The organism is Bradyrhizobium sediminis (assembly GCF_018736105.1).
GTDB lineage: Bacteria > Pseudomonadota > Alphaproteobacteria > Rhizobiales > Xanthobacteraceae > Bradyrhizobium.
Genome location: NZ_CP076135.1, coordinates 4,701,378 through 4,726,933, shown reverse-complemented (window position 1 = coordinate 4,726,933; position 25,556 = coordinate 4,701,378). Strand labels below are relative to the sequence as shown.

At 64.8% G+C, this 25,556-nt stretch carries 27 protein-coding genes and 1 tRNA gene; 14 read left to right on the top strand and 14 right to left on the bottom strand.

What is annotated here, in order from left to right:
* Positions 1 to 279 precede the first annotated feature (279 nt).
* The gene (locus tag KMZ68_RS22565; RefSeq protein ID WP_215613342.1) at positions 280 to 1,167 is read right to left on the bottom strand and encodes an N-formylglutamate amidohydrolase; all 888 of its coding nucleotides are present in this window, start codon (positions 1,165 to 1,167) and stop codon (positions 280 to 282) included.
* Positions 1,168 to 1,468: 301 nt separating this feature from the next.
* On the opposite strand from KMZ68_RS22565, the gene cpdR reads away from it, so the two are divergent.
* Both cpdR and KMZ68_RS22555 read left to right on the top strand, forming a co-directional pair.
* Positions 1,469 to 1,828 (top strand): cell cycle two-component system response regulator CpdR, encoded by a 360-nt coding sequence (cpdR, locus tag KMZ68_RS22560; protein WP_006610087.1) that lies wholly within the window; start codon positions 1,469 to 1,471, stop codon positions 1,826 to 1,828.
* Positions 1,829 to 1,918: 90 nt separating this feature from the next.
* Positions 1,919 to 1,993: transfer RNA gene (locus tag KMZ68_RS22555), tRNA-Val, on the top strand.
* 156 nt (positions 1,994 to 2,149) lie between these two features.
* Here KMZ68_RS22555 and KMZ68_RS22550 read toward each other — a convergent pair.
* Both KMZ68_RS22550 and KMZ68_RS22545 read right to left on the bottom strand, forming a co-directional pair.
* The gene (locus KMZ68_RS22550) at positions 2,150 to 2,575 is read right to left on the bottom strand and encodes a DUF2267 domain-containing protein (protein WP_215613341.1); all 426 of its coding nucleotides are present in this window, start codon (positions 2,573 to 2,575) and stop codon (positions 2,150 to 2,152) included.
* Positions 2,576 to 2,582: 7 nt separating this feature from the next.
* On the bottom strand, positions 2,583 to 2,837 hold the full coding sequence (locus KMZ68_RS22545; RefSeq protein ID WP_215613340.1) for a hypothetical protein: 255 nt from the start codon (positions 2,835 to 2,837) through the stop codon (positions 2,583 to 2,585).
* Positions 2,838 to 2,909: 72 nt separating this feature from the next.
* Here KMZ68_RS22545 and KMZ68_RS22540 point away from each other — a divergent pair, with 72 nt between their 5' ends.
* On the top strand, positions 2,910 to 3,608 hold the full coding sequence (locus KMZ68_RS22540; RefSeq protein ID WP_215613339.1) for a 2'-5' RNA ligase family protein: 699 nt from the start codon (positions 2,910 to 2,912) through the stop codon (positions 3,606 to 3,608).
* 24 nt (positions 3,609 to 3,632) lie between these two features.
* Here the strand turns inward: KMZ68_RS22540 and KMZ68_RS22535 are convergent, their stop codons facing one another.
* From KMZ68_RS22535 to speD, 7 genes are all read right to left on the bottom strand, one after another.
* Complete coding sequence (locus KMZ68_RS22535; RefSeq protein ID WP_215616490.1) at positions 3,633 to 3,857, bottom strand: hypothetical protein; 225 nt, start codon at positions 3,855 to 3,857, stop codon at positions 3,633 to 3,635.
* A gap of 109 nt (positions 3,858 to 3,966) precedes the next feature.
* On the bottom strand, positions 3,967 to 4,812 hold the full coding sequence (locus KMZ68_RS22530) for a hypothetical protein (RefSeq protein ID WP_215613338.1): 846 nt from the start codon (positions 4,810 to 4,812) through the stop codon (positions 3,967 to 3,969).
* 2 nt (positions 4,813 to 4,814) lie between these two features.
* The gene (locus KMZ68_RS22525; protein ID WP_215613337.1) at positions 4,815 to 7,253 is read right to left on the bottom strand and encodes a Lon protease family protein; all 2,439 of its coding nucleotides are present in this window, start codon (positions 7,251 to 7,253) and stop codon (positions 4,815 to 4,817) included.
* 95 nt (positions 7,254 to 7,348) lie between these two features.
* Positions 7,349 to 8,464 carry an alanine dehydrogenase gene (ald, locus tag KMZ68_RS22520; RefSeq protein WP_215613336.1) on the bottom strand — a complete coding sequence of 372 codons (1,116 nt, stop codon included), beginning with the start codon at positions 8,462 to 8,464 and terminating at the stop codon, positions 7,349 to 7,351.
* A 19-nt stretch (positions 8,465 to 8,483) separates the two neighbouring features.
* On the bottom strand, positions 8,484 to 9,914 hold the full coding sequence (locus KMZ68_RS22515; RefSeq protein WP_215613335.1) for an RtcB family protein: 1,431 nt from the start codon (positions 9,912 to 9,914) through the stop codon (positions 8,484 to 8,486).
* Between the two features lie 12 nt (positions 9,915 to 9,926).
* Positions 9,927 to 10,364, bottom strand: coding sequence for an archease (locus tag KMZ68_RS22510; RefSeq protein ID WP_215613334.1), 438 nt, complete (start codon positions 10,362 to 10,364; stop codon positions 9,927 to 9,929).
* Positions 10,365 to 10,453: 89 nt separating this feature from the next.
* On the bottom strand, positions 10,454 to 10,804 hold the full coding sequence (speD, locus tag KMZ68_RS22505; RefSeq protein WP_215613333.1) for an S-adenosylmethionine decarboxylase: 351 nt from the start codon (positions 10,802 to 10,804) through the stop codon (positions 10,454 to 10,456).
* A 102-nt stretch (positions 10,805 to 10,906) separates the two neighbouring features.
* Here speD and KMZ68_RS22500 point away from each other — a divergent pair, with 102 nt between their 5' ends.
* A complete protein-coding gene (locus tag KMZ68_RS22500) occupies positions 10,907 to 12,085 on the top strand; it encodes a bis-aminopropyl spermidine synthase family protein (RefSeq protein WP_215613332.1) in 1,179 nt (392 codons plus the stop codon).
* Between the two features lie 70 nt (positions 12,086 to 12,155).
* Positions 12,156 to 12,635, top strand: coding sequence for a GNAT family N-acetyltransferase (locus KMZ68_RS22495; protein ID WP_215613331.1), 480 nt, complete (start codon positions 12,156 to 12,158; stop codon positions 12,633 to 12,635).
* A 177-nt stretch (positions 12,636 to 12,812) separates the two neighbouring features.
* On the opposite strand, the gene KMZ68_RS22490 is transcribed toward KMZ68_RS22495, so the two are convergent.
* Complete coding sequence (locus KMZ68_RS22490) at positions 12,813 to 13,472, bottom strand: class I SAM-dependent methyltransferase (protein ID WP_215613330.1); 660 nt, start codon at positions 13,470 to 13,472, stop codon at positions 12,813 to 12,815.
* Positions 13,473 to 13,650: 178 nt separating this feature from the next.
* Between KMZ68_RS22490 and KMZ68_RS22485 the strand changes: the two genes are divergently transcribed.
* Together KMZ68_RS22485 and KMZ68_RS22480 are read left to right on the top strand one after the other, a co-directional pair.
* Positions 13,651 to 13,836 carry a hypothetical protein gene (locus tag KMZ68_RS22485; RefSeq protein WP_215616489.1) on the top strand — a complete coding sequence of 62 codons (186 nt, stop codon included), beginning with the start codon at positions 13,651 to 13,653 and terminating at the stop codon, positions 13,834 to 13,836.
* A gap of 184 nt (positions 13,837 to 14,020) precedes the next feature.
* On the top strand, positions 14,021 to 14,404 hold the full coding sequence (locus KMZ68_RS22480; RefSeq protein ID WP_215613329.1) for a c-type cytochrome: 384 nt from the start codon (positions 14,021 to 14,023) through the stop codon (positions 14,402 to 14,404).
* Between the two features lie 110 nt (positions 14,405 to 14,514).
* Here the strand turns inward: KMZ68_RS22480 and KMZ68_RS22475 are convergent, their stop codons facing one another.
* The gene (locus KMZ68_RS22475) at positions 14,515 to 14,865 is read right to left on the bottom strand and encodes a hypothetical protein (RefSeq protein WP_215613328.1); all 351 of its coding nucleotides are present in this window, start codon (positions 14,863 to 14,865) and stop codon (positions 14,515 to 14,517) included.
* Entirely contained in the window at positions 14,865 to 16,142 is a 1,278-nt protein-coding gene (locus tag KMZ68_RS22470) for a sulfite oxidase (protein WP_249779452.1), read from the bottom strand. The genes KMZ68_RS22475 and KMZ68_RS22470 overlap by 1 nt, the downstream gene beginning before the upstream one ends.
* Before the next feature lie 377 nt (positions 16,143 to 16,519).
* Here KMZ68_RS22470 and KMZ68_RS22465 point away from each other — a divergent pair, with 377 nt between their 5' ends.
* From KMZ68_RS22465 to KMZ68_RS22440, 6 genes are all read left to right on the top strand, one after another.
* Positions 16,520 to 17,494, top strand: coding sequence for a quinone oxidoreductase family protein (locus tag KMZ68_RS22465; RefSeq protein ID WP_215613326.1), 975 nt, complete (start codon positions 16,520 to 16,522; stop codon positions 17,492 to 17,494).
* Between the two features lie 88 nt (positions 17,495 to 17,582).
* Complete coding sequence (locus KMZ68_RS22460) at positions 17,583 to 18,455, top strand: type 1 glutamine amidotransferase domain-containing protein (protein ID WP_215613325.1); 873 nt, start codon at positions 17,583 to 17,585, stop codon at positions 18,453 to 18,455.
* Between the two features lie 87 nt (positions 18,456 to 18,542).
* A complete protein-coding gene (locus tag KMZ68_RS22455; RefSeq protein WP_215603527.1) occupies positions 18,543 to 18,749 on the top strand; it encodes a hypothetical protein in 207 nt (68 codons plus the stop codon).
* A gap of 164 nt (positions 18,750 to 18,913) precedes the next feature.
* Complete coding sequence (locus KMZ68_RS22450; RefSeq protein WP_215613324.1) at positions 18,914 to 20,041, top strand: alkene reductase; 1,128 nt, start codon at positions 18,914 to 18,916, stop codon at positions 20,039 to 20,041.
* Between the two features lie 128 nt (positions 20,042 to 20,169).
* Positions 20,170 to 20,652, top strand: coding sequence for a GFA family protein (locus KMZ68_RS22445; protein ID WP_215613323.1), 483 nt, complete (start codon positions 20,170 to 20,172; stop codon positions 20,650 to 20,652).
* Positions 20,653 to 20,789: 137 nt separating this feature from the next.
* Entirely contained in the window at positions 20,790 to 22,448 is a 1,659-nt protein-coding gene (locus tag KMZ68_RS22440) for a thiamine pyrophosphate-binding protein (protein WP_215613322.1), read from the top strand.
* Between the two features lie 138 nt (positions 22,449 to 22,586).
* Here KMZ68_RS22440 and KMZ68_RS22435 read toward each other — a convergent pair whose 3' ends face one another.
* Positions 22,587 to 23,975, bottom strand: a complete 1,389-nt coding sequence (locus KMZ68_RS22435) for an LLM class flavin-dependent oxidoreductase (RefSeq protein ID WP_215613321.1) — start codon at positions 23,973 to 23,975, stop codon at positions 22,587 to 22,589.
* A 188-nt stretch (positions 23,976 to 24,163) separates the two neighbouring features.
* On the opposite strand from KMZ68_RS22435, the gene KMZ68_RS22430 reads away from it, so the two are divergent.
* The gene (locus KMZ68_RS22430; protein ID WP_215613320.1) at positions 24,164 to 25,549 is read left to right on the top strand and encodes a M20 family metallopeptidase; all 1,386 of its coding nucleotides are present in this window, start codon (positions 24,164 to 24,166) and stop codon (positions 25,547 to 25,549) included.
* Positions 25,550 to 25,556: the final 7 nt, after the last annotated feature.

The window sequence follows — 25,556 nt, the reverse complement described above, 5'->3', positions numbered from 1 at the left end:
GCTATGTGAATTTTGCACCGCAAATGAGTCAAAAACCCTTGCGCTTTGTGCAGCGCGGTCGCATATTGTTGCGGTGCGGTAGCGCCTCGCGCTATCGCTGCCCTCCTTGGGCGTTTCCTCCCTAGACTTGGGCCGCTTGTTCATTCAAGCGGCCCTTTTTTCTTTTGGGCGGTCATTCCGGGCGCGCCGGAGACGCATCCCCGAATGAATCCAGAAGTTATCGGAATGAGATTCCGGGTTCAGCCCTGCGGGCCGCCCCGGAATGACAGACGAGAGATCCTACTCCGCCGCGGCCTGGAACGGCCCGAGATCGCCGAGCGGCACCGCGGCCAGCGCGTCGGCCAGGGCGGCGAAATCCGCGGTCACCTGGGCGAATCTGGCGCTGCGTTCGCGCCGCCGTTCGTCCATGTAGATCGCCCGGTTGAGCTCGAGCTGAATGGTGTGCAGCCCGCTTGCCGGATTGCCGTAATGCTCGGTGATGAAACCGCCGGCATAGGGCTTGTTGCGCCCGACCGAATAGCCGAGTTCGGTCATGGTTACCTCGACCGTGTCAGGCAGCGCGGCCGCGCAACTGGTGCCGTAGCGGTCGCCGATCACCACGTCCGGCCGCCGCGGCTCGTCGCGCGAGATGCCGATCGAGGGCATCGAATGGCAATCCACCACGATCACAGTGCCGAACGCCTGATGCGCCTTGTTGATCAGCCGGCGCAGCGCGCGGTGATAGGGCTTGTACAGCGCCTCGATCCGCGCCAGCGCGTCGTCGACCGAAAGCCGCTCGCGATAGATTTCCTGGCCGTCGCCGACCACGCGCGGGATGGTGCCGAGACCGCCGGCCACCCGCATCGAGCGTGTATTGGCGAAGCTCGGCAGCCGCCCTGCAAACATCCGGGGATCGAGCTCGTAGGGCTCGCGGTTGACGTCGACATAGGAGCGGGGAAAGTTGACCCGAACGGTCGGAAAACCGCGATCGCTGAGATCGGCGATCAGCTCGTCCATGAAGGAATCTTCGGAGCGGCGCAGCGCGGTGAGATCGATCCGCGAGGCGTTGAGGAAGTCGTGCGGATAGACCGAGCCGGAATGCGGGGAGTTGAAGATGATCGGCGCCCGCCACTCGGCCGGCTCCACGATCTCGAACGGTGGCGACAGTTCGCCATCAAGCTGGGGCATCGTCGGGCGCCGTCCCTGCGTTCCGCGGCTCTGGAGGCGTCGATTCCGCCAGAAAAACGGAGGTTTTATGGACATGCATTGTCGGTAATCACGACCATTCTGCCAAGCGAAAAAAGTTTGAAACCGTCTGGAACGTATCTTAACGGCCGAAAAATGCCCGGCTTCATTGCGTTGCGACGCATTCCGGTACAGAAATGGCGCAGCCAGCCAGCCGCCGCGCGCCGCCCCCTTCACCCGAAATTTACCGTCTGTCGGGCTTAGTGGACGGACTGTCCTCCAATTCGGATTCGACGACCCCGCCATGCACAAGATCCTCCTCGCCGAAGACGACAACGACATGCGCCGCTTTCTGGTCAAGGCGCTGGAAAACGCCGGTTTTCAGGTTTCGCCGCACGACAACGGCATGTCCGCCTATCAACGGCTGCGCGAGGAGCCGTTCGAGATGCTGCTCACCGACATCGTGATGCCCGAGATGGACGGTATCGAGCTGGCGCGCCGGGCCTCGGAACTCGATCCCGACATCAAGATCATGTTCATCACCGGCTTTGCCGCCGTGGCGCTCAATTCGGATTCGGAAGCGCCGAAGAATGCAAAGGTGCTGTCGAAGCCGGTCCACCTGCGCGAATTGGTCAGCGAAGTGAACAAGATGCTGGCGGCCTGATTCGACCGCTTTATCCGGCGGAAGCCTGCTTGCCTGCCCGCTTTGGAGCCGATATACGGACCCCACCCGTAAAGACCACCTCTTGAAGAGGGGCGCGTAGCTCAGCGGGAGAGCACCTCGTTGACATCGAGGGGGTCACAGGTTCGATCCCTGTCGCGCCCACCATCTACCTTCCCAGACCGGCCCGGATTTTCAGCCGAGGCCAAATAGGCCTCTCAGGGACGCCAGAAGGCATGGCGGTGCCCGGGCAGGACCCGCCACCACATTTGACCATCTGGACGACGCGACCATCGGGCTGGCCAATTGAGCTTCGTTGCGCACCTAGCGCCGCATGGTTCTGAGAGGCGTCGGTAAGTGGTCCATGAGCTTGGCAAACTCGCCCGCATCGAGCCTTTCCCACAGAATCTCGAACACGCCGCGGGTCACGGTCAACGGATCCATCGGAAATCGCGGCGGCAAGCCCTGCAAGACATGGTCGGCAAACTCCTGGACGCTGCGATCTTTCGTCGGCTTTCCGGCCATATGCCAGCCTTCATAATAAACGCCGCGCACCAGTATCGGAAGCTGAGCGCCGAGATTCACGGCGACTTCGGGCGGCAACCGGTCGCGCAGTGCATGCAACACGGCCCGTAGCGCCAGGTAAGCGTGCTGGCGATCCTCAAAGTGCAACTGCTCGGCGACCGCCCTGAGCCAGGCATTGGTTTCCTGAACGGTGTGATCCAGTGCGGCAACGCCCGATGTGCTCATGACGCCCTCATCCCGCGCCCGGCGGTTCTTCTTCTTCGTTCTCGGTGAGGATTGCGATGATCTCCGACGCCACGCCTTGCATGGCTTCGCCGGCGCCAAACACGTCGGGATCGCCGCCAAGCCACACCGATGCCTGTTCGATGTCCGCAATGGTCGGCCGCAGCGACATGATCGCCAGAATCTGGGCCTGATCGAGGTTGCCCAAGACGCCCTTGACGTCGTCGAGGGTGGCAAATGCGGTGGTGCTATCGGCTGTTGCCATCGATGCCTCCTTGGCCCGCAAACTTTGTAATCTGATCAGATCGCCCGCCTGCCATCTTGATCAAGATCAATCGTGCGCTGGTTCCGGCGGCGTCTGATGACTTTAGCGCACTGGTTTCATCAGCGCCGGGACCGACAATTGATCCTCACTGCACGGGAGGTTCCGATGGCAGACCAATCCGACAGCTCAACTGCGAGTTCGGGTGGTCCACCGCGGGTACGGATTTTCATCGCACTCAAGATGGCGCCCGAGATCGCCGGCCAACTGGCGCAGATGGCGCTCGAACTGGAACGATTTCCAGTGCGCCTGATCGCTCCTGCCGATATTCACCTCACGCTGGTGCCGCCATGGAACGAGGTTTCGATGCCGGATGCGGTCGTGAAACTTCACGGTGTGGCCGACAGGTTTGGCGAGTTCGTCCTGAAATTTCGCCATGTCGGCTACGGTCCGGAGCCGGGACGCCCGCGGTTTCTGTGGGCGGAATGCGATGCGGGACCGGAACTGGCGCGGCTGCGCGCCGCGCTTCTCCTCACATTCGGGCAATCCGACGAGCGACCATTTCGGCCGCATGTCACGCTGGCCCGGCTTCGCGGCAATGGAGTTTCCATCGCGCGGAAATGCCCTGTCGATCGGGCTCTTGCGCTTACGCAACGAGTCGGTTCGGTCGAACTGATGCAATCGCCCGCTCCGGGCGAAAGCGGCTATAAGATGCTTGCGTCGCTGCAGCTCGGCGCGGATCCGGACTTTTCAAAGCGGGCGGGACGACTTTAGCGGCGCCGTCGCTTCCTGGAAAACTCAAAGAGCCAGGTTGCCAACGGCCCGCCGGGATGGTGCTGAAGCCAGAACCAAAGACTGGCCGCATTCCTCAACCGACACCGCTGCGTCTTCATCCATGACGACGATGGTGACACTCCATCCCTCGCTGGCCCACACACGCGCCTTCGCAATCGCTATCAGTGAGCTGTTGCGCTTCATTCTTACCGTTTCGCTGTCCCGTTCCGCGACGATTTCAAAGGCCATATGATTTCCCCGTAGGCTTTTTGCGAGGCCTACGGTCGTCCGGACGTTTGACCGCAGTTCGCCGGGATGGTGTCCATATGGCGGCGGGTCCGGGCCGAAATCGGGCAGGCTAGTTCCATCCGCCCTTGGGTTCGACGATCAGCACGGGAACTCGCCGCGCCGCAGCAATCGCCGAGGCCGCTTCATCCGCGAGAGCGCCGCGGGTCATGACAATCAGCCGCTCCGTGATCTGGCGGAAGGCTTGGGCGCAGGCCGTTGGGTCGGCCAGTCTGACGTTGCCCGCCGCCAGACGCTTGATAACAAGGCCGGTTTCGGCGGCAAGCTGAGGGATGCGCGAGTCATCCGCATCGAGGCCGTCGTTTTCGATGATAACCAATTCTTCCTTCGCCGCGAATGCGATCGCGGCAGCCGCGAGAATGCTCGGATCGTCGGATGAACTCGCAATCGCGACAACGGGGCCCCTGGTTCGTGCGATATGTGGCGGGACCAGCATGACCGCGGCGGCCGATCGGAAGGCGCCCTCCAGCAGCCACGCGAATTGCTGGGTAGCCCGTTCGGCCGGACTTCGGGGTTCGACGATCATGACGATGTCGTCGCTTCTCGACACGGCGGCAAAGGTCTTGGCCATCGGTCCCCGCGCGATCTCGAACTGGCATCCGGTGGAGAGGCGTTTTGCCGCGCCCATCAACTTGCGCTCGATGCTGCGTGCGGCAAGCTCGAAGTCGTGAGCCAACCGCGAAAGATCGATCGCGTGCCAGCCGCCTCCGAGCGTCCTGAACTCCCGCGAAAAAGGAATGCCGGCGAGATCACGCAGGTTGCTGTCTTCGAGGAACAGTCCAAGCAGATCGAGATGGAGCAGGTCGGCCAATTCGACCGCCAGCTGCATCGCGCGGTCGTGCGCGCCGGGCTGAAGTCCGAGCACGAGCCGCTTGAAGCTGTGGGGTTGCTTTGGCATGGCTAATTGGCGGGTGCTCCGCCGCCGTTGCTCTGGCTGATGAAGTTTCTCCGGATGCTGGCGAAGGCCCGGAGCCGGTCTTCAACGCGCCGATTGACGCTGCCGGGCGGATAGGCCCCGTCGGGGCCGCGCACCCCGGCGGAAATCCCGGTCAGGAGCGCAATCCCTTCATTGATGGTGGCGACCGGGTAGACGGCGAAGCGGCCGCCTGCACAGGCGTCGGTCACATCCTTTCGCAGCATCAGATGCTGGACATTGGCCTGCGGAATCAGGACACCTTGCGTTCCGGTCAGGCCACGCTTTTCGCAGATGTCGAAGAAGCCTTCGATCTTCTCGTTGACGCCGCCGATGGCCTGGATTTCGCCATGCTGGTTCACCGATCCGGTCACCGCGAGGTCCTGCCGCAGCGGAACGTCGGCAAGCGCCGACAGAATGGCATAGAGTTCGGCCGATGACGCACTGTCTCCCTCGACGCCGCCATAGGATTGCTCGAACACCAGACTGGCGAAAAGCGACATCGGGGTGTCAGTCGCGTATCGCCCTGCGACAAAGCCGGAAAGAATCAGAACGCCTTTCGAGTGGAGCGGGCCTCCGAGTTCGACTTCGCGCTCGATATCGACGACCTTTCCGCTGCCGGGTCTCGCCTGGCAGGTGATGCGGGTGGGGCGCCCAAAGGTAAATCCGCCGAGCTCGGTGACGCTCAGGCCATTGATCTGGCCGACATGCGCTCCAACCGTGTCGATCAGCGCCACCTTTTCGAGGATCGCTTCTTGCGTCCGGTCGCGCAGCCGGGCGGCGCGCCGGATGCGGGCCACCAAGGCGCTGTTCACATCGGCACGAGAGATCACGCTGCGCTTTGCTTCACGCGCGCAAAAATCCGCCTCGATCAGGATTTCCCGGAGTTGTTCCGCGACCAGCGAAAGCTTGCCGGAATGTTCGGCCGAGCGCGCTGCATGTTCGAGCACGAAAGCCACTGCGTCGCGATCCAGGGCGTTCAAACCCTCGCGCTGCGCGATGGTTGCCACCAGCCGCGCCAGGATGATCTCGTTCTCGGCGGTTCGGGGGAGATCGTTCTCGAAATCGGCGAGAACCTTGAAGTGCTCCGCCAGTTCGGGATCGAGGGCGGCGAGCAGGAAATACAGCAGGCGGTCGCCGAACAGGATGACCTTCAGCTTGAGTGGAATCGGGTCGGGCTCGAGAGATACCGTGCTGGTCAGTCCGAGAAACCGGCCAATATCCTCGATCGCAACCTCGCCGCGCCGCAACGTCCGTTTCAGTGCGGCCCAACTGAACGGCTCCAGCAGCACGCTGCGGGCATCGAGCAGCAGGTAGCCGCCATTGGCGCGATGGACTGCGCCGGCCTTGATGAGGCGAAAGTTCGTCAACAGGGCGCCCTGCAGGGGGATATACTCGATGCGGCCGATCAGGTTGCCCAGCGCAGGATGCAGTTCCTCGATGATTGGTACCGGCCTGTCGCCATACTGGGTGACGAGGACGTTGACTTCGTAGCGGTCGAACGGACTTCCGGTCCTGAATACGCCCGCTCCGCTCTCCTCGTCCTCGCTCTTGACCACGAACATGCCGACGTTCTCGACCAGGTCGGTCCGAACCGTTTCGATGAACTGCACCACCCGCGGAATGTCGTTGAAGGCAGCTTTCGCATCCTCGATCAACTGGTCGACCGCATATTTCGCCGTATCGCGGTTGAGTTGACGGGTTTCGTCGCGCCGCTGCGTCTCCCATTGGGGGACCTGGCGAATGATATGCTCGAGGTCCTTCTCCAGTGTTTCGATGACGGCCTGCACCTCGCGGCGCCTGGCTTCAGGCCAGGCGGAAAATTCATCGGGTGGAACGACCTTGCCATCCTTGACGGGGGCCAGCGCAAAGCCGAGTGGTGTCCTCAACACGGCAATATCCTTGGCGGCGGCCTTGTCGCGCAGTGCAGAAAAGGCCTCGCCTTGCCGCTTCTGGAACGACTCGTCGATGGCGGCTTGACGTGTCTGATAATCTTCGCTCTGGAATACCGCAGGCAGCGCGGATTTGAGGTCGTCGATCAGCTTGTGCATCGCGTTGTGAAATTCGCGGGCACGGCCTGCCGGAAGTTCGATTGCGATCGGCTTACCGGGATCGGCGAAATTGTGCACATAGACCCAGTCGGAAGGAGCAGGCTTTGCTGCCGCCTCTGCGGTGAGCATGGCCTTGACGGCATCCTGCATGCGGGCGCCGTTGGGACCGATCACAAAGAGGTTGAAGCCGGCCTTGCCGACTTGCGTTCCGAACCGGATCGCTTCGACCGCACGGGCCTGACCGACAAGCCCGTCGATCGGCTGCAGCTCCGCCGTGGTCGAGAACACGAGGCCGGACAGATCGGTCGGACGATAGAGTTGTTCGGCCGCCAGCGGCCGAACGGCTGTTTCTCCAGTTACAACGGCGGCTTCCACGTGGTCATGCTCCTGATCAAGAGGCGCATTTCAGGTGAAATGGCCGCGCAGGCCTTGACGTGCATCAAGCCGGTAACGCATCGGCGCGCTGTCCTTCACCCCAGGACTTCGCTCGCGGCGATATAGGGCAGCCGCAGGGCATCGGCCACGGCGCGGCAAGTGATCTTGCCGTCGTGTACATTGAGCCCGTTTTGCAGATGCGGATCGTCGATCAGCGCCTGCGGGAATCCCTTGTCGGCGAGCGCCAGGACGAACCGGCGCGTGGCGTTGTCGAGGGCAAAGGCCGAGGTTCTCGGCACTGCGCCAGGCATATTCGCGACGCAATAGTGCACGACACCATCGATCACGAAGGTTGGCCGTGAGTGTGTCGTCGGGCGAGAAGTTTCCGCGCAGCCGCCTTGATCGATCGAAACATCGACGATGACGGAGCCCTGTTTCATGGATGCGACAGTACGCGCCGAAACGAGTTTGGGCGCCGCGCCCCCCGCGACCAGAGCGGCCCCGACCACCACGTCCGCAGAGGCACAGAGGGCTTCGATCGCTCCGGTATCGGCCGCAGCGGTAGTGGCGCGTTCGCCGAACCGCTGTGAGAGGTGACGCAAAGTATCGGAGCTGCGTGTTGCAATGGTAACATCGGCGCCCATGCCGATCGCCATCTCTGCGGCGCCGGAGCCGACGACTCCGCCGCCGAGCACGAGGACCTTCGCGGATGGCACGCCCTCGATCCCGCCGAGCAGGATGCCGCGGCCCCCTTCGGGACGCTGCAGGAAATGGGCGGCAACCTGCGGCGCCATCCGGCCGGCAACGCTCGACATCGGCGCGAGCAAGGGAAGCTTGCCGGCTGCGTCGGTGACGGTTTCGTAGGCGATCGCCGTTACACCCGATGCCATCAGCTCACGGGTCTGCTCGGGGTCGGGCGCCAGATGCAGATAGGTGAAGATGATCTGGCCGCGGCGTAGTTGGCTGCGTTCGGAGGCCAGCGGCTCCTTGACCTTCACGATCAGTTCGGCGCGCCGAAATATCCGATCCGCGCTTGCGACGATCTCGGCGCCGGCGGCAATGTATTCCTGGTCGGCAATGCCGGCGCCGGCCCCGGCCATGGTCTCGACCGCGACCTGATGTCCGCGCGCGGTCAGTTCACCCACTGTCCTGGGAGTGAGGCCGACACGGTATTCGTCGGCCTTGATTTCCTTGGGAACGCCGATGAACATGGTCGCCTTCCAATCCTGATCAACCCTTGATGCAGATCAGCGGCCGGAGCCGCGCCACCCGCCGCGCCAGGCCCGCATGCTCGGCGGCCATCACGACCGCGTCCACGTCCTTGTAGGCGCCGGGCGCCTCCTCGGCTACGCCGCGGGACGACGGACTCCTGATCAGGATGCCTCGCGCTGCAAGATCGTCGATGACCTTGCGGCCGCTCCATTGTTTGAGGGCGGCGTGGCGGGAAAGAGCGCGGCCGGCGCCGTGGCAGGCCGACGAGAACGCCTTCTCTTCACCGGTCGTTGCGCCGACCAGGATATGCGAGCCGGTCCCCATGCTGCCGCCGATCAGCACAGGTTGTCCGACTGCGCGTAACGCTTGGGGCAGACTTTCATGGCCGGGCCCGAAGGCGCGGGTCGCGCCCTTGCGATGGACGAACAGGTTTCGGCGTTTTCCGTCGACGACGTGCGGCTCGACCTTGCAGGTGTTGTGCGACACATCGAACAGCAGGCGGAGGTCGTGATCCGGGAAGAAGTGGCCGAAAATCCGGCGTGCGTAATGACCGAGGATTTCACGGTTCGCGAGCGCGCAGTTGATCGCCGCCCGCATCGCGCCGAGGTAGCGCTGGCCGATCTCCGAATGGATGGGTGCGCAGGCCAGCTCGCGATCGGGCAGCGCGATGCCCGATGCCTCCGCCGCCACCACCATTTCCTTGAGGAATTCGGTTCCGATCTGGTGGCCAAGTCCGCGTGAGCCGCAATGGATGGTGACGACGACATTGTCCTGCCGCAGGCCGAAGGCCTCGGCGACCCCGGTATCGAAGATTTCGGCGACCGCCTGGACCTCGAGATAGTGATTTCCGGAGCCGAGCGTTCCCATCTCTAGCCGCTGCCGTTCCTTGGCGCGGTCGGACACGCATTCGGGCCTGGCGCCGGCCATCCAGCCCTGTTCCTCGATGCGTTCGAGGTCCCGCGCATCGCCCCAGCCGTGCTCGGTCGCCCAGCAGGCGCCGCCCGTGAGCATGGCATCCATCTCGACGGGATCGAGAACGATCGCGCCTGTGCTTCCGACGCCGGCGGGGATCTGGCGATACAGCGAGTCGGCGAGCGATTTCTGCACCGGCAGGATGTCGGCGACGTCAAGCCCCGTCAGCATGGTGCGGACGCCACAGGAGACATCGAAGCCGACGCCGCCGGCCGAGACGATGCCCGACCTGTCCGGATCGAAGGCCGCAACGCCGCCGATCGGAAATCCGTAACCCCAGTGGGCGTCGGGCATGGCATAGGAGGCCCGGACGATTCCGGGCAGCATCGCGACGTTGGTCACCTGTTCAAAGACCTTGTCGTCCATGGCGCGAATGAGGTCTTCATCGGCGTAGATGATGGCGGGAACGCGCATGGCGCCAAAAGGCTCGATACGCCAGGTGGTGGCATCGACGCGGGTGAAGCGGGCAGGATCCATGACCGGTCTCCCTTACACGTCCACGATACAGGCCGCCGTCCAGATTCCGTTGTCGTCGGCGGCGACCCTGAGCGCGGTGTAGGTAGCGCCTTTGGGCTCGCAAGCGGGTGCATGCCGCTCGATATCGACCGGCTCGCCCCACAAGACGCCATGGAGCCGCACGCCCTCGATCCGTACGGCGAAACGGCCAAACAACATGCCGCGCACAGCCATCTCGTAAATGATGGCATTGAGCCACTCGACGAAGAGAATCGCGAGGTCCGGGCCTTCACAACTCACCTCGACCCGAACCGCCGGCCTCACTTCGGCATGCGTGACGACCGCCGTCAGCGCCTGCGCCGCCTGTTCGAACGCCTCTGCCGGCGTTGCGCCAAATCCCCTTACGCCGACGTCAGCATCATGTGGAAAGTGTTCCCACCTCGCATTGCTGGTGACCACGGGCGCAGGCATTGTCGGACGTTCCTCGTATTATCAACGATCATCCTCTTTCGAGGGAAGGATATTGATGCATCTCAAGGAGGGCCGCGGCGGTCACCGCCTCAGGGACGGGCGGCGATCCGGCGCGGCGTCTCGTGAACGACCATCTGGCCACCCGGGCAGATCTGCCGCTGGATCTGCTCCACCACCGCTTGCGGATCCATCTCCGGATTGCACAGGAGGATATCGACCAGCAGCAGGCGATACTCCGGCCACGTCGTCAGCACGATGTGCGACTCGCCGAGAAAGATCGCGATGGTGAGGCCGTGCGGGACGTAGCGCACTTCATACTCGCCGACGATGGTCGCGCCGACCGACTGCGCCGCCGTTTTGGCGGCCTCGGCGAGCGCTTCCGCGTCATGGATGACGTCGGGGCAGTCGTACAATTCTGCGAGAATATGGGTCATCAGCATCGAGAGACTCCTTCGGTCCGGACCGGATCCGAATGCCTGGCCCAACTCGCATTTGATACGGGTGTGTGCTAGTTAGCCGAATTGACAGCGAGATCAAGAGCAATGGCCGCGACATCGATTCTGGACCTGATAGCGCAGGCGACGCGCCTGCGTGAGGGACCGTCCGGCGTCTCGGCAATGCTGCGCGCGGTCTACCGCGGCGGCCCGCTGCGCCTGCAGGATGCGGCGCGCGAGGCGCGGCTGCCGCTGCCGGTCGCCACCGCCGTGCGCCGCGAGCTGGAAAAGGCCGGGCTGCTCGAACGCAAGCACGGGCTGACGCTGACCGGCGACGGACGCGAACTGGTGGAGCGCGATCTCGGCATGAGTACGCGGATCGACGTCACCTGCGCCACCTGCGCCGGGCATGGCATCGTCATTCCGGATTCGCTGCAGGACGAGGTCGCGCGGCTGGCGGAAATCATCACGCATGCGCCGTCGGTCGACGTGACGCTGGACCAGGCGCCCTGCAGCCCCGACACTTCCATGCGCCGCGCGTTGCTGATGCTGCAGAACGGCGCGCTCGAAGGCAAACGCGTGCTGCTGCTCGGCGACGACGATTCGGTTTCGATCGCGATCGGCCTCGTTGGCCGCGCGCTGCGCCAAAACGACCTGACCAAAGCCGATCTGACCCGCGGCGTCACCGTGATCGACGCCGACGAGCGGCGGCTGGCGTTTCTGCGCGATGCCGCCGCGCGCGAAGGGCTGGCGATCGAGACCGTGCATCACGATCTGCGCCGGCCGTTGCCGCCCGCCTTGCGGCATTCATTCGACACGATCGAGACCGACCCGCCCTATACGCTGGAAGGCGCGCGGCTGTTTCTGGCCCGCGGCTGCGAGGCGCTGACCGCGGCGGCCGACGGCCATTGCTTCTTCTCGTTCGCGCACTGGCCGCCGTCGCAGACGCTGGACCTGCAGAAAGTGTTCGTCGAGCTCGGGCTGGCGGTGCGGGCGGTATGGCCGAACTTCAACCGCTATGCCGGCGCTTCCGTACTCGGCAATCTCGGCCAGCTGATCGAACTCGTGCACGCCGGCAAGGCGGCGGCCGAGTTGCCGGACTTCAGCGGCGCGCTATATACCGCCGAGGTCAATCCGCGCCAGCGCGTCTATGCCTGCGCCGGCTGCGGCAAGGAGATCGTGCTCGGCCAGGACGGCATACCCGCCACCATCGATGAAGCGAAGGCGAGGGGATGCAGCGCTTGCGGCGGGCACGTGTTCCGCCGGCAGTCGGGCCGGCCGTCATGAACGGCGCGTCCGTTGGCGGCTGAATTCGGCGCCGGCGCGCTGATGGATATGAATTGCATGGATAGGACCAATGTCTGAGAAACCAAACTTCCGCCTGCGTCCGCTCGAGGAAAAGGATCTCGAAACGGTGGCCGTGTTCGAGGGCGAGATCGCCAAGATCTCGTTTCCCGACGATCCGATCACCGACACCCGCTTCTACGTCAAGAAGCTCAGGCAGCTGCTGGCCAACAAGGACGCCGCCGCCTTCGTCGCCGAGAGCGGGGGCGAACTGGTCGGCTGGGCCAATGTCAGCCAGCGGCAGAACTTCATCACCAAGGAAAAATACGCCGACTTCCACAGCATCTATGTCGCGCCCTCGCAGCGCGGCGGCGGCGTGGTGTCGGCGCTGGTCAACGCGGTGTTCGACCATTGCCGCAAACAGGGACTGGACAAGGTGGTGTTCCGCACCCGCGCCGACAACGAGCGCATGAAATCGGTGCTGGCGCGCGTCGGTTTCCTGCCGACCCAGATCTATTACGAGAAGGCGCTCGACGGCAAAGACAAGGGTTGAGGATAGGCGCCGCTCGGAGCGGTGGCCTCATCCTTCGAGACGCGCGCAAGTCAGCGGCGCAATTGCGCCGCCGAGCGCTCCTCAGGATGAGGTTTTAGACCCTCATGGTGAGGAGCGCGGCAACGCCGCGCATCTCGAACCATGAGGCCCCGGCCACGGTTCGCATCTGAAAAGGCCTCAGCGCCCCGTCATCATGAACACGTCGTAGCGCACCGTCTTGCCGGCGATCGAATGCGACGGCTTGCGCAGGCCCTGCAGCGGCGCTGCGCGCTGCGGCCATTTCAGCACCACGCGCCGGCAGTCGGCGGCCAGCGCCGCCTGCATCAGTTCCAGCGCGTCGGGGTCGGCGCCGACCATTTCGCGCAGCAGCCGCATCTCCTGTTTCACGACAGCCGAATTGGTGCGCGGCGGATGCATGGGGTCGACGATCACGGTATCCGCCCGCAGGCCCGGCAACAGCTCGCGGGCATCGCCCTGCATCAGCGTCATCCGCGCCACCACCGCGGCGAGTTCGGGGCTCTCGGCGGCCGCCCGCGCCAGCGCCTCGCGCAGGAGGTCGTGGACTTCCGGCGAGCGCTCCAGCAGGGTGACTTGCGCGCCCAGGGTGGCGAGCAGAAAGGCGTCGCGGCCGAGCCCCGCGGTGGCGTCGATGATGGTCGGCACGGCGCCTTTGCCGAAGCCTGCGGCCCGCGCCAGCGCGTCCTTGCGCGAGGCGCCCGTGCGAAATCGATAGCCGACCGCGCCGTTGACGAAGTCGAAGGCGGAATCCAGCGGATGCCCTGCCTTCGGCGGACGCCGCTTCGGGCGGGCTATATCCTGCGGCCCTCCGCTTGTCATGACCCGGCCTGTCCGTTCAAACGTGGCTTCCTCCGCGCGGGCATATTTACGCTTCGCAGGCGCAAACCGCTACATTGACGACAATTTTCGGAAAGTTGCGGCGTTCGATAACCTTCATGAGTTAGGTTAAATCGGAACTCCGATTGCGGCCGGTGCGTGGCATTGTATGGATGGTTCCATGTCCGCTTCCATGCACAACGCCGATAAGCACACCCACCGCCGCATCATGCTGGTCGGCCTGATGTTCTGCGCGGCCTTCGTCGCCATCGCCTTCCTGGCCCGGGAGCAGCCCGAGAACAGCTACGTTCTCAAGAAGGCGGACCGGCTGGTCCGTACTGCCGGCGAAGCGCCGCGGGCCCATTAAGCCATTTCGTCAAGCCGCCTGACCGAACGTGCAAGGCCCGCATGATCGACGCAAGCGGCACTTTGATGGTATGTGGTGCCCGAGGGATGCCGGCCTGCCGGAAGTCCGAAAGTCGGATCGACCGCATGGCCCCGATCAGCCAAGGATTTGCCGGTCCGAAGGGCCATTCAAACAGGAGAACAGGATGCGAGGAGTTGTTTTCGTTGCACTTTTGGCGATCGCCGGCGCCGGCGAAGCCAGCGCTCAGGATGCCGCTGCCGGCGAGAAGGTCTTTGTCGTGTGCAAGGCCTGCCACCAGGTCGGCGAGACCGCCAAGAACGTCGTTGGACCGGTCCTCAACGGCATCATCGGCCGCAAGGCGGGCAGCGTCGCCGGCTATTCCTATTCGGCCGCCAACAAGGACTCCGGGATCACCTGGGATGAGGCCACCTTCCGCGAATACATCAAGGATCCCAAGGCGAAAGTCCCGGGCACCAAGATGGTCTATGCCGGCCTGAAGGACGAGCAGAAGACCAGCGACCTGATTGCCTTCCTCAAGCAGTTCGACGCCGACGGCAAGAAGAAATAGGCGTCCATAGCGCCAATTCGCGTGTGAGGAATACGCGTCAAAAAAATCACCAGAGCCCGGATCTGATTCAACCGGAACCGGAAAGGGGGTCGGCTCTGCCGGCCCCCCTCTTATTTCGCGAACGGGTTTTGCCAGCCGCCGCGGCCTGCAGCCGGTGCGCGCGGCGGATAGGCCGCTTCCAGATAGCCCAGCAGCACGGCGCGATCCTTTTCATCGAGCGCGGGCATGTTGTGACGGCGGATCATCAGGCTGATCGAATCGTCCCACTGCGCCCGCGTCATGCCCTGCTGCGCCACCAGCTTGAAGCCATGGCAGGCGGTGCAGGTGTAGAAGGTCTGGTCGCGGCCTTCGCCTTCGGCAAACTCCTCCGGGCTTTCGTCGCGCGGCGTGAAGGTCGATTGCGCTGTCGCGGGCGCCATCCACAGCAGTCCCGCCATCGCCGCCATCACGAATCGCAGCATCAGCCCACCAGCACCGCGATGCGATGCATGGCGTTGCCGCCGTAGCCCTGCGGATTCCAGAAGCCGGCCTGATGCGGCTGCATCGCGCCCCTGGAATCGGTGGCGCGCGTCCAGATTTCGAAATAGCCGTCGGAGGGCAGCTTCACGGTCGCGGTCCAGCGCTGCCAGTCGTATTTGTTCTTCGGCTTTTCCAGGTTGGCGCGCTGCCAGCTGGCGCCGAAATCGGTCGAGACGTCGATCTGTTTGACGGTGAGATCGCCGGCCCATGACGCGCCGCGCAGTTTCAGCTCCTTGGTTCCGGCCGCGAACTTGGCGCCGTTGGTCGGATTGGTGATGATCGAACGCACCGGCATCGATTCCAGGATGCGGAAGTTCTTCGGATCGGCCTTGTCGCCGGGCACCATCGGCTTGATGGCGACGCGATAGGAGAATTCGGTCATGCCGGGGCCGTCATGCTCCTTGTCGCGGATGGTGATGCGCGTCAGCCATTTCTGCGACGCTGAGCCGGCCCAGCCCGGCACGATCAGCCGCACCGGTCCGCCGTGGATGTTGGGCAGCGGCTGGCCGTTCATGGCCCACACGATCATGGTGTGAGGGTCCATCGCCTTCTCGATGCGCACGCCGCGCGACAGGCTCGGCTTTTTGGCGTCGCCCGACAGATGCAGGTCGGCGGCATAATGCGCGGTGTAGGTCGCTGACTTCTTCAAGCCGGCGGCCTTCAGCACCTCGGCCAGCGGCACGCCGGTCCATTCCGCGCAGCCCGCGCCGCCATTGGTCCACTGGTTGCCGCGCGCCGGCGGCGAGAATCCGGAGCGGCCGTTGCCGCCGCATTCCAGCACCATGCGCCGCGTCACCGCCTTGTATTTCGATTTCAGCTCGCCGAGCGTGATCTCAAGCTTGTTGTTGACCTCGCCATCGATGGTGATCTTCCAGGCGTCGGGATTCTTCGTCTCTTCGGGGATCTGCCCGTTGTTGCGGATGTAGAACTTGTCGATCGGCGTGGTGTCGTCGTCGAGCAGGCTTTCCGGCGTCTCGGCGACCAGCGGCTTTTCGCCGAGCACGACGAGCTTGTCGCTCTTGCCGGGGAATTTCAGATATTGCGGCCCTTTCGGCGCGGCGGGCGCGGCCGCGCCTTGCGCATGGGCGGCCGGAATGCCGCCGCCGTCGCCGGATATCGGCAGGCTGCCGCCAAGGACCGCTCCCATGGCCGCCAGGCCCGTACTGCCGAGAAATCCGCGCCGGCTGGTGGTAAGATTGCTCCCGCTCCGCTGCGTCATGTTCATCCTCCCCTTCGCATTGTTGGTTCGTGGTCCGGTTGCCCCGGAACGCCAACTTTGCTGCCGAGTATTTGCGCTTTGGGGCCGGGCCGCAAGGCCGGCGCAGGCCTGCTACCCGGCCGGTTGGCCCGCTCCACCCTTGCGCTTGCCGACCATCGGCGGCAGATTTGCGCTGCGGTATCGAAGGCCGCCAAGAACGAAACCCAGGGAATGTCCATGGCGGCCATGCGGATCGACTGCGCCATCCGTGCCGCCGCCGCTGACGGAAACCGAACGCCGCAACACCATCAAGACAATCATCCGTGCGCCTTGCAGGCTGTCCGCAACGGTCCGTCCTGTCGTCGCCAGCGTTTCATCTCACCCCAAGGAGTAACTCCATGACGCACGCCATCCGCTTCCACAAAACCGGCGGTCCCGAAGTTCTGTCCTGGGAGGAAGTCCAGGTCGGCAAGCCCGGTCCCGGCGAGGCGCGCATCCGTCACACCGCGGTCGGCCTCAACTTCGTCGACATCTATATCCGCTCCGGCCTCTATCCGGCGCAGCTGCCGAGCGGCCTCGGCGGCGAGGCGGCCGGCGTGGTCGAGGAGGTCGGCGCCGGCGTCACCGATCTGAAACCCGGCGATCGCGTCGCCTATGGCGCCGCGCCGATCGGCGCCTATGCCGAGGCGCGGCTGATCCCGGCCGATCGCCTATTGAAGCTGCCCGACGGCATCGACGACAGGACCGCCGCCGCGATGATGCTGAAGGGCCTGACCACGCAATATCTGATCCGCCAGACCTATCGCGTGAAGGCCGGCGACACCATCCTGCTGCATGCCGCGGCCGGCGGCGTCGGCACTATCCTCAGCCAGTGGGCCAGGCACCTCGGCGCCACCGTGATCGGCACCGTCGGCAGCGATGAGAAGGCCAAGCTCGCCAAGGCCCATGGCTGCGCCCACACCATCGTCTATACCCGCGAGGATTTCGTCAAACGCGTCGACGAGATCACCGGCGGCAAGAAGGTGCCTGTGGTGTACGATTCTGTCGGCAAGGACACGTTTATGAAATCGCTCGACTGCCTTGCGCCGCTCGGCGTCGCGGCCCTGTTCGGGCAGTCCTCCGGCAGCGTCGAGCCGCTCAACCTCGGCATCCTCGCCGCGAAGGGTTCGCTTTTCGTCACCCGCCCGACGCTCGCCACCTACGCCGCCAAGCGCGAAAACCTGGTCGCGATGGCGAACGAGCTGTTCGACGTGGTGAAGTCGGGCGCTGTCAAGATCGAGGTGCACCAGACCTATCCGCTGAAGGACGCGGCCAGGGCGCACGCCGATCTCGCCGCGCGCAAGACCACGGGCTCGACGGTTCTGACAGTGTGAAGAAGCCGGCAGCCGATCGACTTCACTTCTCCCCGCACGCGGGGAGAGGGAGAAGGTCCCGCCTTGCCGCTGATGTGGAGGTGAGTTGATGGCGCGCGTTCTCGTGCTGTTGCCGGCGCGGGATTTCGATCCGAGCGAAACTGCGGTGAGCTGGCGGGTGCTCGCGAGCGCCGGACACACGGTCCATTTTGCGACGCCGGACGGACGGCCCGCTGTCGCCGACGACATGATGCTGACGGGGAGGGGCCTCGATCCCTGGGGCGCCATTCCGCTGTTGCGGAATCTTCCCCTGATCGGGCTTCTGATGCGCGCCAACCGCGACGCGCGCGAGGCCTACGCCGAAATGATCGCCGACCCGAACTGCCTGGCGCCGCAGCGCTGGGATGCCGTCGATCCCGCGGCATACGATGCGCTGCTGTTACCGGGCGGGCATCGCGCGCGGGGCATGCGCGAATATCTCGAAAGCGAAATTCTGCATGACATCGTCGCTCATTTCTTCGATGCGGAAAAACCGGTGGCGGCGATCTGCCACGGCGTGCTGCTGGCGGCGCGAAGTCGCTCGAAGCGGACCGGGCACTCGGTTCTCCGGGGATATCAGACCACCGCTCTGACCTGGGCGTTCGAGAACAGCGCCTGGTCGGTCGCGCGTATCACGCGGTTCTGGGATCCCGATTACTACCGGACCTATCTGGAGCAAAGCGGGCAGCCGAAGGGCTTCATGTCGGTGCAGCAGGAAGTCACGCGCGCGCTGGCGCGTCCGGAGGATTTCCGCGATGTGCCCCGCACCGATCCGCACTTTCGCCGCAAGACATCGGGCCTGCAGCGCGATTCGAACGACAATGCGACGCCGGCCTTTGTGGTCCGCGATCGCAATTACGTCTCGGCAAGATGGCCGGGCGATGCTTATACCTTCGCCAAGACCTTCGCCGGCATGCTGAAGCAGCAACGCAGGGCCGCTTGAATCGGCGGCGAAGGCGGCGTTTTTGGCTTACGCTGGCAAGGTGCGCTGCTATAAAGCCGCTCCGGTAGTCATGACAGGCGGAAGCGGATGGACAAGCAAGCGATGCGCGAGGAGGCCGAGCGCCTGATCCGCGAAACCATGGCGCGCAAGACGCTGGTCGTGAAGCAGGGCAATACCCGCATCGAGACCACCTGCGGCAAGTGCGGCGCGCCGAACCGCATCTCGGCGGAAAAGGGCGCCACCCGCGTCAAATTCGCCTGCAAGCAATGCGGGCACAAGCAAGAAACGCTGTGAGAAACCTCGCGGCAACGCCGGGCGTCTCGAACCACGAGGCCCGGAGCGCCATGCACGAAACCGCATGGGAGGTCTTCATTCGCGGCCGTCCCGCGCGCCCGGCCTTTTGCGATCACGGCTAACCGGCTACATAGCTCCATCGAGAGTCATCATCCGGGGCCAACATGAAATTTCCGTCGCTGTTTTCACCGCTCGAGATCGGACCGTACCAGCTCCAGCATCGCGTCGTGATGGCGCCGTTGACGCGGATGCGGGCGGAAAAGCCCTCGCTGGCGCCGCGGCCGCTGAATGTGGAATATTACGCGCAGCGCGCGACGGCAGGCGGACTGATCATCGCCGAGGCCTCGCCGGTCGCGGCGACGGCGTTCGGCAGCCCCGGTGTGCCCGGCATCTATTCGGACGCGCAGATCAAGGGATGGCGCGAAGTCGTCGATGCCGTCCACGCCAAAGGCGGCGTGATCTTCCTGCAGCTCTGGCATGTCGGTCGCGTCTCGCATTCCTCGTTCCAGCCCGGCGGCGTGCTGCCGGTGGCGCCCTCGGCGGTGGCGATCTCGCCTGACCTGAAGACCATGACGGCGGACGGCAAGGTCACGGCCTATGAGACGCCGCGGGCGCTCGAGACTGGCGAAGTCGCCGGCGTGGTCGAGGCCTTCCGGCAGGCCGCCGCCAACGCCAAGGCGGCCGGTTTCGACGGCGTCGAGATCCACGGCGCCAACGGCTATCTGCTCGAGCAGTTCCTGCAGTCGCGCAGCAATCTGCGCACCGACCAGTATGGCGGATCGATCGAGAACCGCGCGCGGCTGCTGCTGGAGATCACGCAGGCCGCGGTCGAGGTCTGGGGGGCCGACCGCGTCGGCGTGCGGCTGTCGCCCTATGGCATCGCCAATGATTCCGGCGAGCCGGACCCGATGCCGCTCTATACCCATGTCGTGCAGTCGCTCAATCCGCTCGGCCTCGCCTATCTGCACTTCATCGAGCCGCGATCGAGCGGCGCGGGCCGCGCCGAGGTCAACCACCAGAACGTGCCGTCGGCGATGGTGCTGTTCCGTCCGATCTGGAAGGGCGTCCTGATCGCGGCCGGCGGCTTCACCGGCGAGGCCGCCGATGCGGCGATCGCCGCTGGGCACGCCGACGCCGTCGCGTTCGGCCGCATCTTCATCTCCAACCCCGATTTGCCGCGCCGCCTGCGCGAAGGGTTGCCGCTGACACCCTACAACCGCGCCACCTTCTACGGCGGCGAGGCCGCGGGCTACACGGATTATCCGGTGTATGGGGAGCTCGAGAAGGCGTGACTTTCTTGTAGGGTGGGCAAAGGCGCGCTTGCGCCGTGCCCACCGCTTTTCTTGCTGATGTTGGTGGGCACGCTTCGCTTTGCCCACCCTACGATTCCTCGCAATGACGAATTGAGACGGAACACCGTATGGCAAATGCAGCGAGTGCAGCCGGCATCGCCACCGGCCAATGCTTGTGCGGCAAGGTCGCCTTCGAGATCGATACGCCGGCGCGCTGGGCCTGGCATGATCATTCGGCGGCCTCCCGGCGCGCGCATGGCGCGGCCTATGCGACCTATGTCGGCAGCTGGCGCAAGCGTTTCCGGGTGACCAGGGGCAAGGCGACGATCGCGCGCTTCGAGGACCAGGCGACCAGGACCGTGCGCGGCTTCTGTTCGCAATGCGGCACGCCGCTGTTTTACGAGCGCGCGCGCTCGCCGCATATGGTCAACATCCCGCGCGCGCTGTTTGCGGACCGCACCGGCCGGCAGCCGCTCTACCATATCGCGATCGAAGAGTTGCAGGAGTGGGCCTACACCGGCGAGCCGCTGGTGCCGCTGAAGGGTTTTCCCGGCGTGGTCTGGCAGCGCTCGAAAAAGAAGAAGCGCATCGAGCCCGAGGGGATGTTCTGAGCTGGAGCAATCGGCGCGTGGTGCCGCGTCTGGCGACGCAGAGCAGCCATGACCGCGCTCCATTGCCTCCGTCATTCCGGATCGGCCATGATGCAAACACCCCGACGGTAACGGCCGCGGGAAGGGGGAGGGTTTTCATGAATCGCATCACCGGGCGCTCGGCGTTCCTGGCACTGCTCAAGGACGAGGGCATCACGCATCTGTTCGGCAATCCCGGCACCACCGAACTGCCGATCATGCACGCCCTGAAGGATCATCCCGACCTCACTTATGTGATGGCGATGCAGGAAAGCCTGGTGGTCGCCATCGCCGACGGCTTCAGCCGCGCCTCGGGCAAGCTCGTCGCCTGCAACGTCCACGTCGCGCCCGGGCTCGGCAATGCGATGGGCTCGCTGTTCAATGCGAGTTTCACCGGCACGCCGATGATCCTGACCGCCGGCCAGCAGGAGCAGGGCCACGGGCTGATGGAGCCGGTGCTGTATGGACCGCTGGTGCGGATGGCGGAGCCGGTGGTGAAGTGGGCGGTCGAGGTGACCCGGCTGGAGGACCTGCCGCGGATCGTGCGCCGTGCCGCCAAGATCGCGACCACGCCGCCGACCGGGCCGGTGTTCATCTCGCTGCCCGGCGATATCCTCAACGCCGAAGCCGGCATCGAACTCGGCCGCTCGACCCGCGTCGATACGCGCGTAAAGCCATCGGACGAATCGCTGGCTGCGCTGGCGCAACGCATCCTGAAAGCGCAAAATCCCGTCATCATCGCCGGCGACGAGATCGTCAAAAGCGACGCGCTGCAGGAGGCGGCTTCGCTGGCCGAGACGCTCGGCTGTGCGGCCTATCAGTGCTCGACGCCCTACGGCGCGCATTTCCTGTCGGAGAGCCCGTGCTTCATGGGCGCGCTGTCGCGGCTGCAGAAGCAGGTCCGCGAGGTGCTGTCGCCCTATGATCTCATGATCGTGCTCGGCGCCGATCCCTTGCGGATGTCGGTTTACAGCGAGGTCGATCCCAAGCCCGAGGGCATGCCGATCGTGCAGGTCGGCCTGGTCGATGGCGACCTCGCCAAGAATTACGGCGCCGAGATCGCGCTGAAGGCCGACGTCAGGGAAACCCTGCGCGTGCTGGTGCCGGCGCTGAAGGCCGCCGGCGGCGCGGCGCTGCAAGCCCGCGCCAGGCAGGGCATCGCGGCGCTGGCGTCGAAGAACTGGACGGCGAAGCGCAAGGCGCTGGTCGAGCAGATATCCAAAGCCAGGGATCGTTCGCCGATTGATCCGGACTGGCTGGCGCTGCAGGTGGTCGAGGCGATGCCCGCGAACGCCATCCTGGTCGACGAGGGACTGACGTCGTCGCGGCAGATCCTGGCGCTGCGCCCGCATCGCGACCGCTACGGCTATCATGCGCTGGCTTCCGGCGGCATCGGCTGGGGACTGCCGGCCTCCGTGGGAGTCAGCATCGCCAATCCGGACCGGCCTGTGGTGTGCTTCTCCGGCGACGGCAGCGCGATGTATTCGATCCAGGCGCTGTGGACCGCGGCGCATCACAAGCTGCCGCTGACGGTGGTGATTGTGAATAATGGCGGCTACCGCATCATCAAGCAGCGGCTCTTGGCGTTCCATGGCGACGATCACTATGTCGGCATGGATTTCGTCGAACCCAAGGTGGATTTCACCGGCCTGGCGAAATCGCTCGGCATGGAAGCGGTGCGGGTCACTGAGCCGGGCGCGATCGCACCCGCGCTCAAGTCAGCGTTCTCGCGGCCCGGCGCGAAACTGATCGAGGTGGTGGTGGACGGGACGGTATGACACGGCCAGATCATGATCGCATATGCACGGCCTCATGGTTCGAGACGCGCGGCGTTGCCGCGCTCCTCACCACGAGGGTCTGGAAGACCTCATCCTGAGGAGCGCGCTGTTGCGCGCGTCTCGAAGGATGAGAGCCCGCTACTCCGCCGCCTTCGCTCTGATGTGCGGGCGGTGCTGCACCGCCGGATGCGGCGCGCTGAGCCGCGCGCGGCCGGCGCCGAACAGTTTTTCGCGCAAGCTGCCCGCGGCGTAGGCGTGTTTGTAGCGTCCGCGCCGGGTCAGTTCCGGCACCAGCATGTCGGCGATATCCTCGAAATCGCCGGGCGAGACCGCGAACGGCACGTTGAGGCCGTCGACATCGGTCTGGTCGAACCAGGCTTCGATCGCGTCGGCGACTTGTTCCGGCGTGCCGATCGCGACCGGCCCGATGCCGCCGATGCCGACATGCTGGGCGACCTCGCGCACGGTCCAGACCCGGTCCGGATCGGCGCGGGTGATGTTGTCCATCGCGGTGCGGCCGGCGTCGTTCTCTACGTGGCGCACCTGCTGGTCGAGATCGTAGGTCGAGAAATCGACCCCGGTCCAGCCGGACATCAGCGTCAGCGCGCCCTCGGGATTGATGTGGCTGCGATAGTCGGCGTATTTGGCTTTGGCCTCGGCCTCGGTGCGGCCGAGAATGATGGTGAACATGCTGAACATCAGGATCTCGGCCGGGTTGCGGCCGGCCTTGGCGGCGAGTTCGCGGATGGCGGCGACGCGGGGCGCGATGATCTTGGCCGAGGGGCCCGACATGAACACGCATTCGGCATGCTCCGCCGCGAACTGCCGTCCGCGCGGCGAGGTGCCGGCTTGATAGAGCACGGGGGTGCGTTGCGGCGAGGGTTCGCAGAGGTGAATGGCGTCGACGCGGTAGTTGTTGCCCGCGTGCCGGATACGGTGCACCTTGGCGGGATCGGTGAAGATGCCGCTGAAACGGTCGCGCAACACCGCGTCGTCCTCCCAGCTGCCTTCCCAGAGCTTGTAGACCACCTCCATATATTCATCGGCGACATCGTAGCGGTCGTCATGCGCGGTCTGCTTGTCCTTGCCGGCGCCCTTGGCGGCGCTGTCGAGATAGCCGGTGACGACGTTCCAGCCGATCCGCCCTTCGGTCAGATGGTCGAGCGTCGACATCCGCCGCGCAAAAGTATAGGGCGGCTCGTAGGACAGGTTCGAGGTGACGCCGAAGCCGAGATTTTCGGTGACGGCCGCCATCGCCGAAATCAGCAGCATGGGATCGTTGGCCGGCGTCTGTGTGGCGTTGCGCAATGCCGCGTCCGGGCTGCCGCCGTACACGTCGTAGACGCCGAGCACGTCGGCGAGAAACAGCCCGTCGAACCGTCCGCGCTCCAGCGTCCTGGCGAGATCGGTCCAGTACGGCAGCCGGTTATATTCGCTGGTGCGGTCGCGCGGATGGGTCCACAGCCCCGGCGACTGATGCGCGACGCAGTTCATGGCGAAGGCGTTGAGCCGGATTTGTTTTTTCATGAACGAAGGGCCTTGGGCACGTTGTCTTCCCTGAACGCACGGTCGAACGCGGGACCGTTGCCTGAAATTGTTGCATTCCGGGTCGCTTTAGCAAAGCAAATTGTCGGCGTCGCGCCACTTCCGATCGGCGCCGTATCTCGCTACGTTGCCGCGAACGCGAAGATCACTGCGACCGGGAAATACAAGACATGACCAGAACCGACGCCATCGACCGGGCGCGCCAAACTCTTCATTCCGGCGAATTCATCGCCGAACTCGATCGCAGGGTCGGCTATCCCACCGAAAGCCAGAACCCCGATAGGCGCGACGCTTTGCGCGCCTATCTCGAGCAGGAATTGCAGCCGTCATTCGCGCAACTGGAGTTTTCGACAAGATTGATCGAGTCGCCGACCGGAAAGGGACCTTACCTCGTCGCCGAGTATCGCGAGGATGCGTCGGCGCCGACGGTTCTGATGTACGGGCACGGCGATGTCGTCGACGGCATGGCTGGCGAATGGCGCGACAATCTGGATCCGTGGCGGACGACGATATCGGGCAATCGGGTATACGGCCGCGGCACCGCCGACAACAAGGGGCAGCACAGCATCAATCTGACGGCGCTGCGCGCCGTGCGCGAGGCGCGCGGCGGCCGGCTCGGCTTCAATGCCAAGTTCATCGTCGAGACCGGCGAGGAGATCGGATCGCCGGATTTGCGCCAGGTCTGCGAGGCGCTGCGCGACGAGCTCAAGGCGGATCTGTTTCTGGCCTCCGACGGGCCGCGGCTATCGGCGGATCGCCCGACCATCTTCCTCGGCTGCCGCGGCGGAATCCGGATTCACCTCGACGTCAAGCTGCGCGACGGCGGGCATCATTCCGGCAACTGGGGCGGCGTGCTGGCCAACCCCGCGACCATTCTTGCCGGCGCGATTGCCGCCCTGGTCGATAGCCACGGACGGCTGTTGCTGAACGAGCTGAAGCCGCCGCGCATTTCCAACCAGATCCGCGTAGCGCTGGCCGATGTGAACGTCGAGCCGACCGCCGATGAGCCGGCGCTATCGGAGAATTGGGGCGAGGAGGGGCTGTCGGCCGCCGAACGGCTCTATGCGTGGAACACGCTCGAAGTGCTGGCGATGTCGGCCGGCAATATCGAGAAGCCGGCCAATGCCATTCCCGGCAAGGCCCACGCCGTGCTGCAGCTTCGCTTCGTCGTCGGCACCAGGGTCGACAACATTGTCGAGGTGGTGAGGGCGCATCTGCACGGCCGCGGTTTTCCGATGGTCGAGGTCAGCGCGGCGCAGAGCTTTGCCGCTTCGCGCACCGATTTCGACAGTCCCTGGGTCAACTGGGCGGCGGAGTCGATCCGGCGGACCACCGGCAAGGCACCGGCGATCCTGCCGAATTTCGGCGGCGCGCTGCCCAACGACGTGTTCTCCGAGGGGCTTGGCCTGCCGACGATCTGGGTGCCGCACTCCTATCCGGGCTGCTCGCAGCACGCGCCGAACGAGCACATTCTCCTCTCGGTCACCGAAGAAGCGCTCGGCATCATGGCCGGCCTGTTCTGGGATCTCGGCGAGATGCCGCGCGAGCGCAAATGAGTTTCGC

What these genes read in the sequence shown, in the direction of transcription:
- KMZ68_RS22430 (WP_215613320.1), top strand. Translation starts at nt 24,164, where the DNA reads ATGACCAGAACCGACGCCATCGACCGGGCGCGCCAAACTCTTCATTCC.
- KMZ68_RS22510 (WP_215613334.1), bottom strand. Translation starts at nt 10,364, where the DNA reads ATGCCTGCGCCCGTGGTCACCAGCAATGCGAGGTGGGAACACTTTCCA.
- KMZ68_RS22445 (WP_215613323.1), top strand. Translation starts at nt 20,170, where the DNA reads ATGGCAAATGCAGCGAGTGCAGCCGGCATCGCCACCGGCCAATGCTTG.
- KMZ68_RS22495 (WP_215613331.1), top strand. Translation starts at nt 12,156, where the DNA reads ATGTCTGAGAAACCAAACTTCCGCCTGCGTCCGCTCGAGGAAAAGGAT.
- KMZ68_RS22490 (WP_215613330.1), bottom strand. Translation starts at nt 13,472, where the DNA reads ATGACAAGCGGAGGGCCGCAGGATATAGCCCGCCCGAAGCGGCGTCCG.
- KMZ68_RS22470 (WP_249779452.1), bottom strand. Translation starts at nt 16,142, where the DNA reads ATGACGCAGCGGAGCGGGAGCAATCTTACCACCAGCCGGCGCGGATTT.
- KMZ68_RS22455 (WP_215603527.1), top strand. Translation starts at nt 18,543, where the DNA reads ATGGACAAGCAAGCGATGCGCGAGGAGGCCGAGCGCCTGATCCGCGAA.
- speD (WP_215613333.1), bottom strand. Translation starts at nt 10,804, where the DNA reads ATGCTGATGACCCATATTCTCGCAGAATTGTACGACTGCCCCGACGTC.
- KMZ68_RS22515 (WP_215613335.1), bottom strand. Translation starts at nt 9,914, where the DNA reads ATGGATCCTGCCCGCTTCACCCGCGTCGATGCCACCACCTGGCGTATC.
- KMZ68_RS22500 (WP_215613332.1), top strand. Translation starts at nt 10,907, where the DNA reads ATGGCCGCGACATCGATTCTGGACCTGATAGCGCAGGCGACGCGCCTG.
- KMZ68_RS22480 (WP_215613329.1), top strand. Translation starts at nt 14,021, where the DNA reads ATGCGAGGAGTTGTTTTCGTTGCACTTTTGGCGATCGCCGGCGCCGGC.
- ald (WP_215613336.1), bottom strand. Translation starts at nt 8,464, where the DNA reads ATGTTCATCGGCGTTCCCAAGGAAATCAAGGCCGACGAATACCGTGTC.
- KMZ68_RS22565 (WP_215613342.1), bottom strand. Translation starts at nt 1,167, where the DNA reads ATGCCCCAGCTTGATGGCGAACTGTCGCCACCGTTCGAGATCGTGGAG.
- KMZ68_RS22535 (WP_215616490.1), bottom strand. Translation starts at nt 3,857, where the DNA reads ATGGCCTTTGAAATCGTCGCGGAACGGGACAGCGAAACGGTAAGAATG.
- KMZ68_RS22550 (WP_215613341.1), bottom strand. Translation starts at nt 2,575, where the DNA reads ATGAGCACATCGGGCGTTGCCGCACTGGATCACACCGTTCAGGAAACC.
- KMZ68_RS22450 (WP_215613324.1), top strand. Translation starts at nt 18,914, where the DNA reads ATGAAATTTCCGTCGCTGTTTTCACCGCTCGAGATCGGACCGTACCAG.
- cpdR (WP_006610087.1), top strand. Translation starts at nt 1,469, where the DNA reads ATGCACAAGATCCTCCTCGCCGAAGACGACAACGACATGCGCCGCTTT.
- KMZ68_RS22485 (WP_215616489.1), top strand. Translation starts at nt 13,651, where the DNA reads ATGTCCGCTTCCATGCACAACGCCGATAAGCACACCCACCGCCGCATC.
- KMZ68_RS22435 (WP_215613321.1), bottom strand. Translation starts at nt 23,975, where the DNA reads ATGAAAAAACAAATCCGGCTCAACGCCTTCGCCATGAACTGCGTCGCG.
- KMZ68_RS22530 (WP_215613338.1), bottom strand. Translation starts at nt 4,812, where the DNA reads ATGCCAAAGCAACCCCACAGCTTCAAGCGGCTCGTGCTCGGACTTCAG.
- KMZ68_RS22440 (WP_215613322.1), top strand. Translation starts at nt 20,790, where the DNA reads ATGAATCGCATCACCGGGCGCTCGGCGTTCCTGGCACTGCTCAAGGAC.
- KMZ68_RS22475 (WP_215613328.1), bottom strand. Translation starts at nt 14,865, where the DNA reads ATGCTGCGATTCGTGATGGCGGCGATGGCGGGACTGCTGTGGATGGCG.
- KMZ68_RS22465 (WP_215613326.1), top strand. Translation starts at nt 16,520, where the DNA reads ATGACGCACGCCATCCGCTTCCACAAAACCGGCGGTCCCGAAGTTCTG.
- KMZ68_RS22460 (WP_215613325.1), top strand. Translation starts at nt 17,583, where the DNA reads ATGGCGCGCGTTCTCGTGCTGTTGCCGGCGCGGGATTTCGATCCGAGC.
- KMZ68_RS22545 (WP_215613340.1), bottom strand. Translation starts at nt 2,837, where the DNA reads ATGGCAACAGCCGATAGCACCACCGCATTTGCCACCCTCGACGACGTC.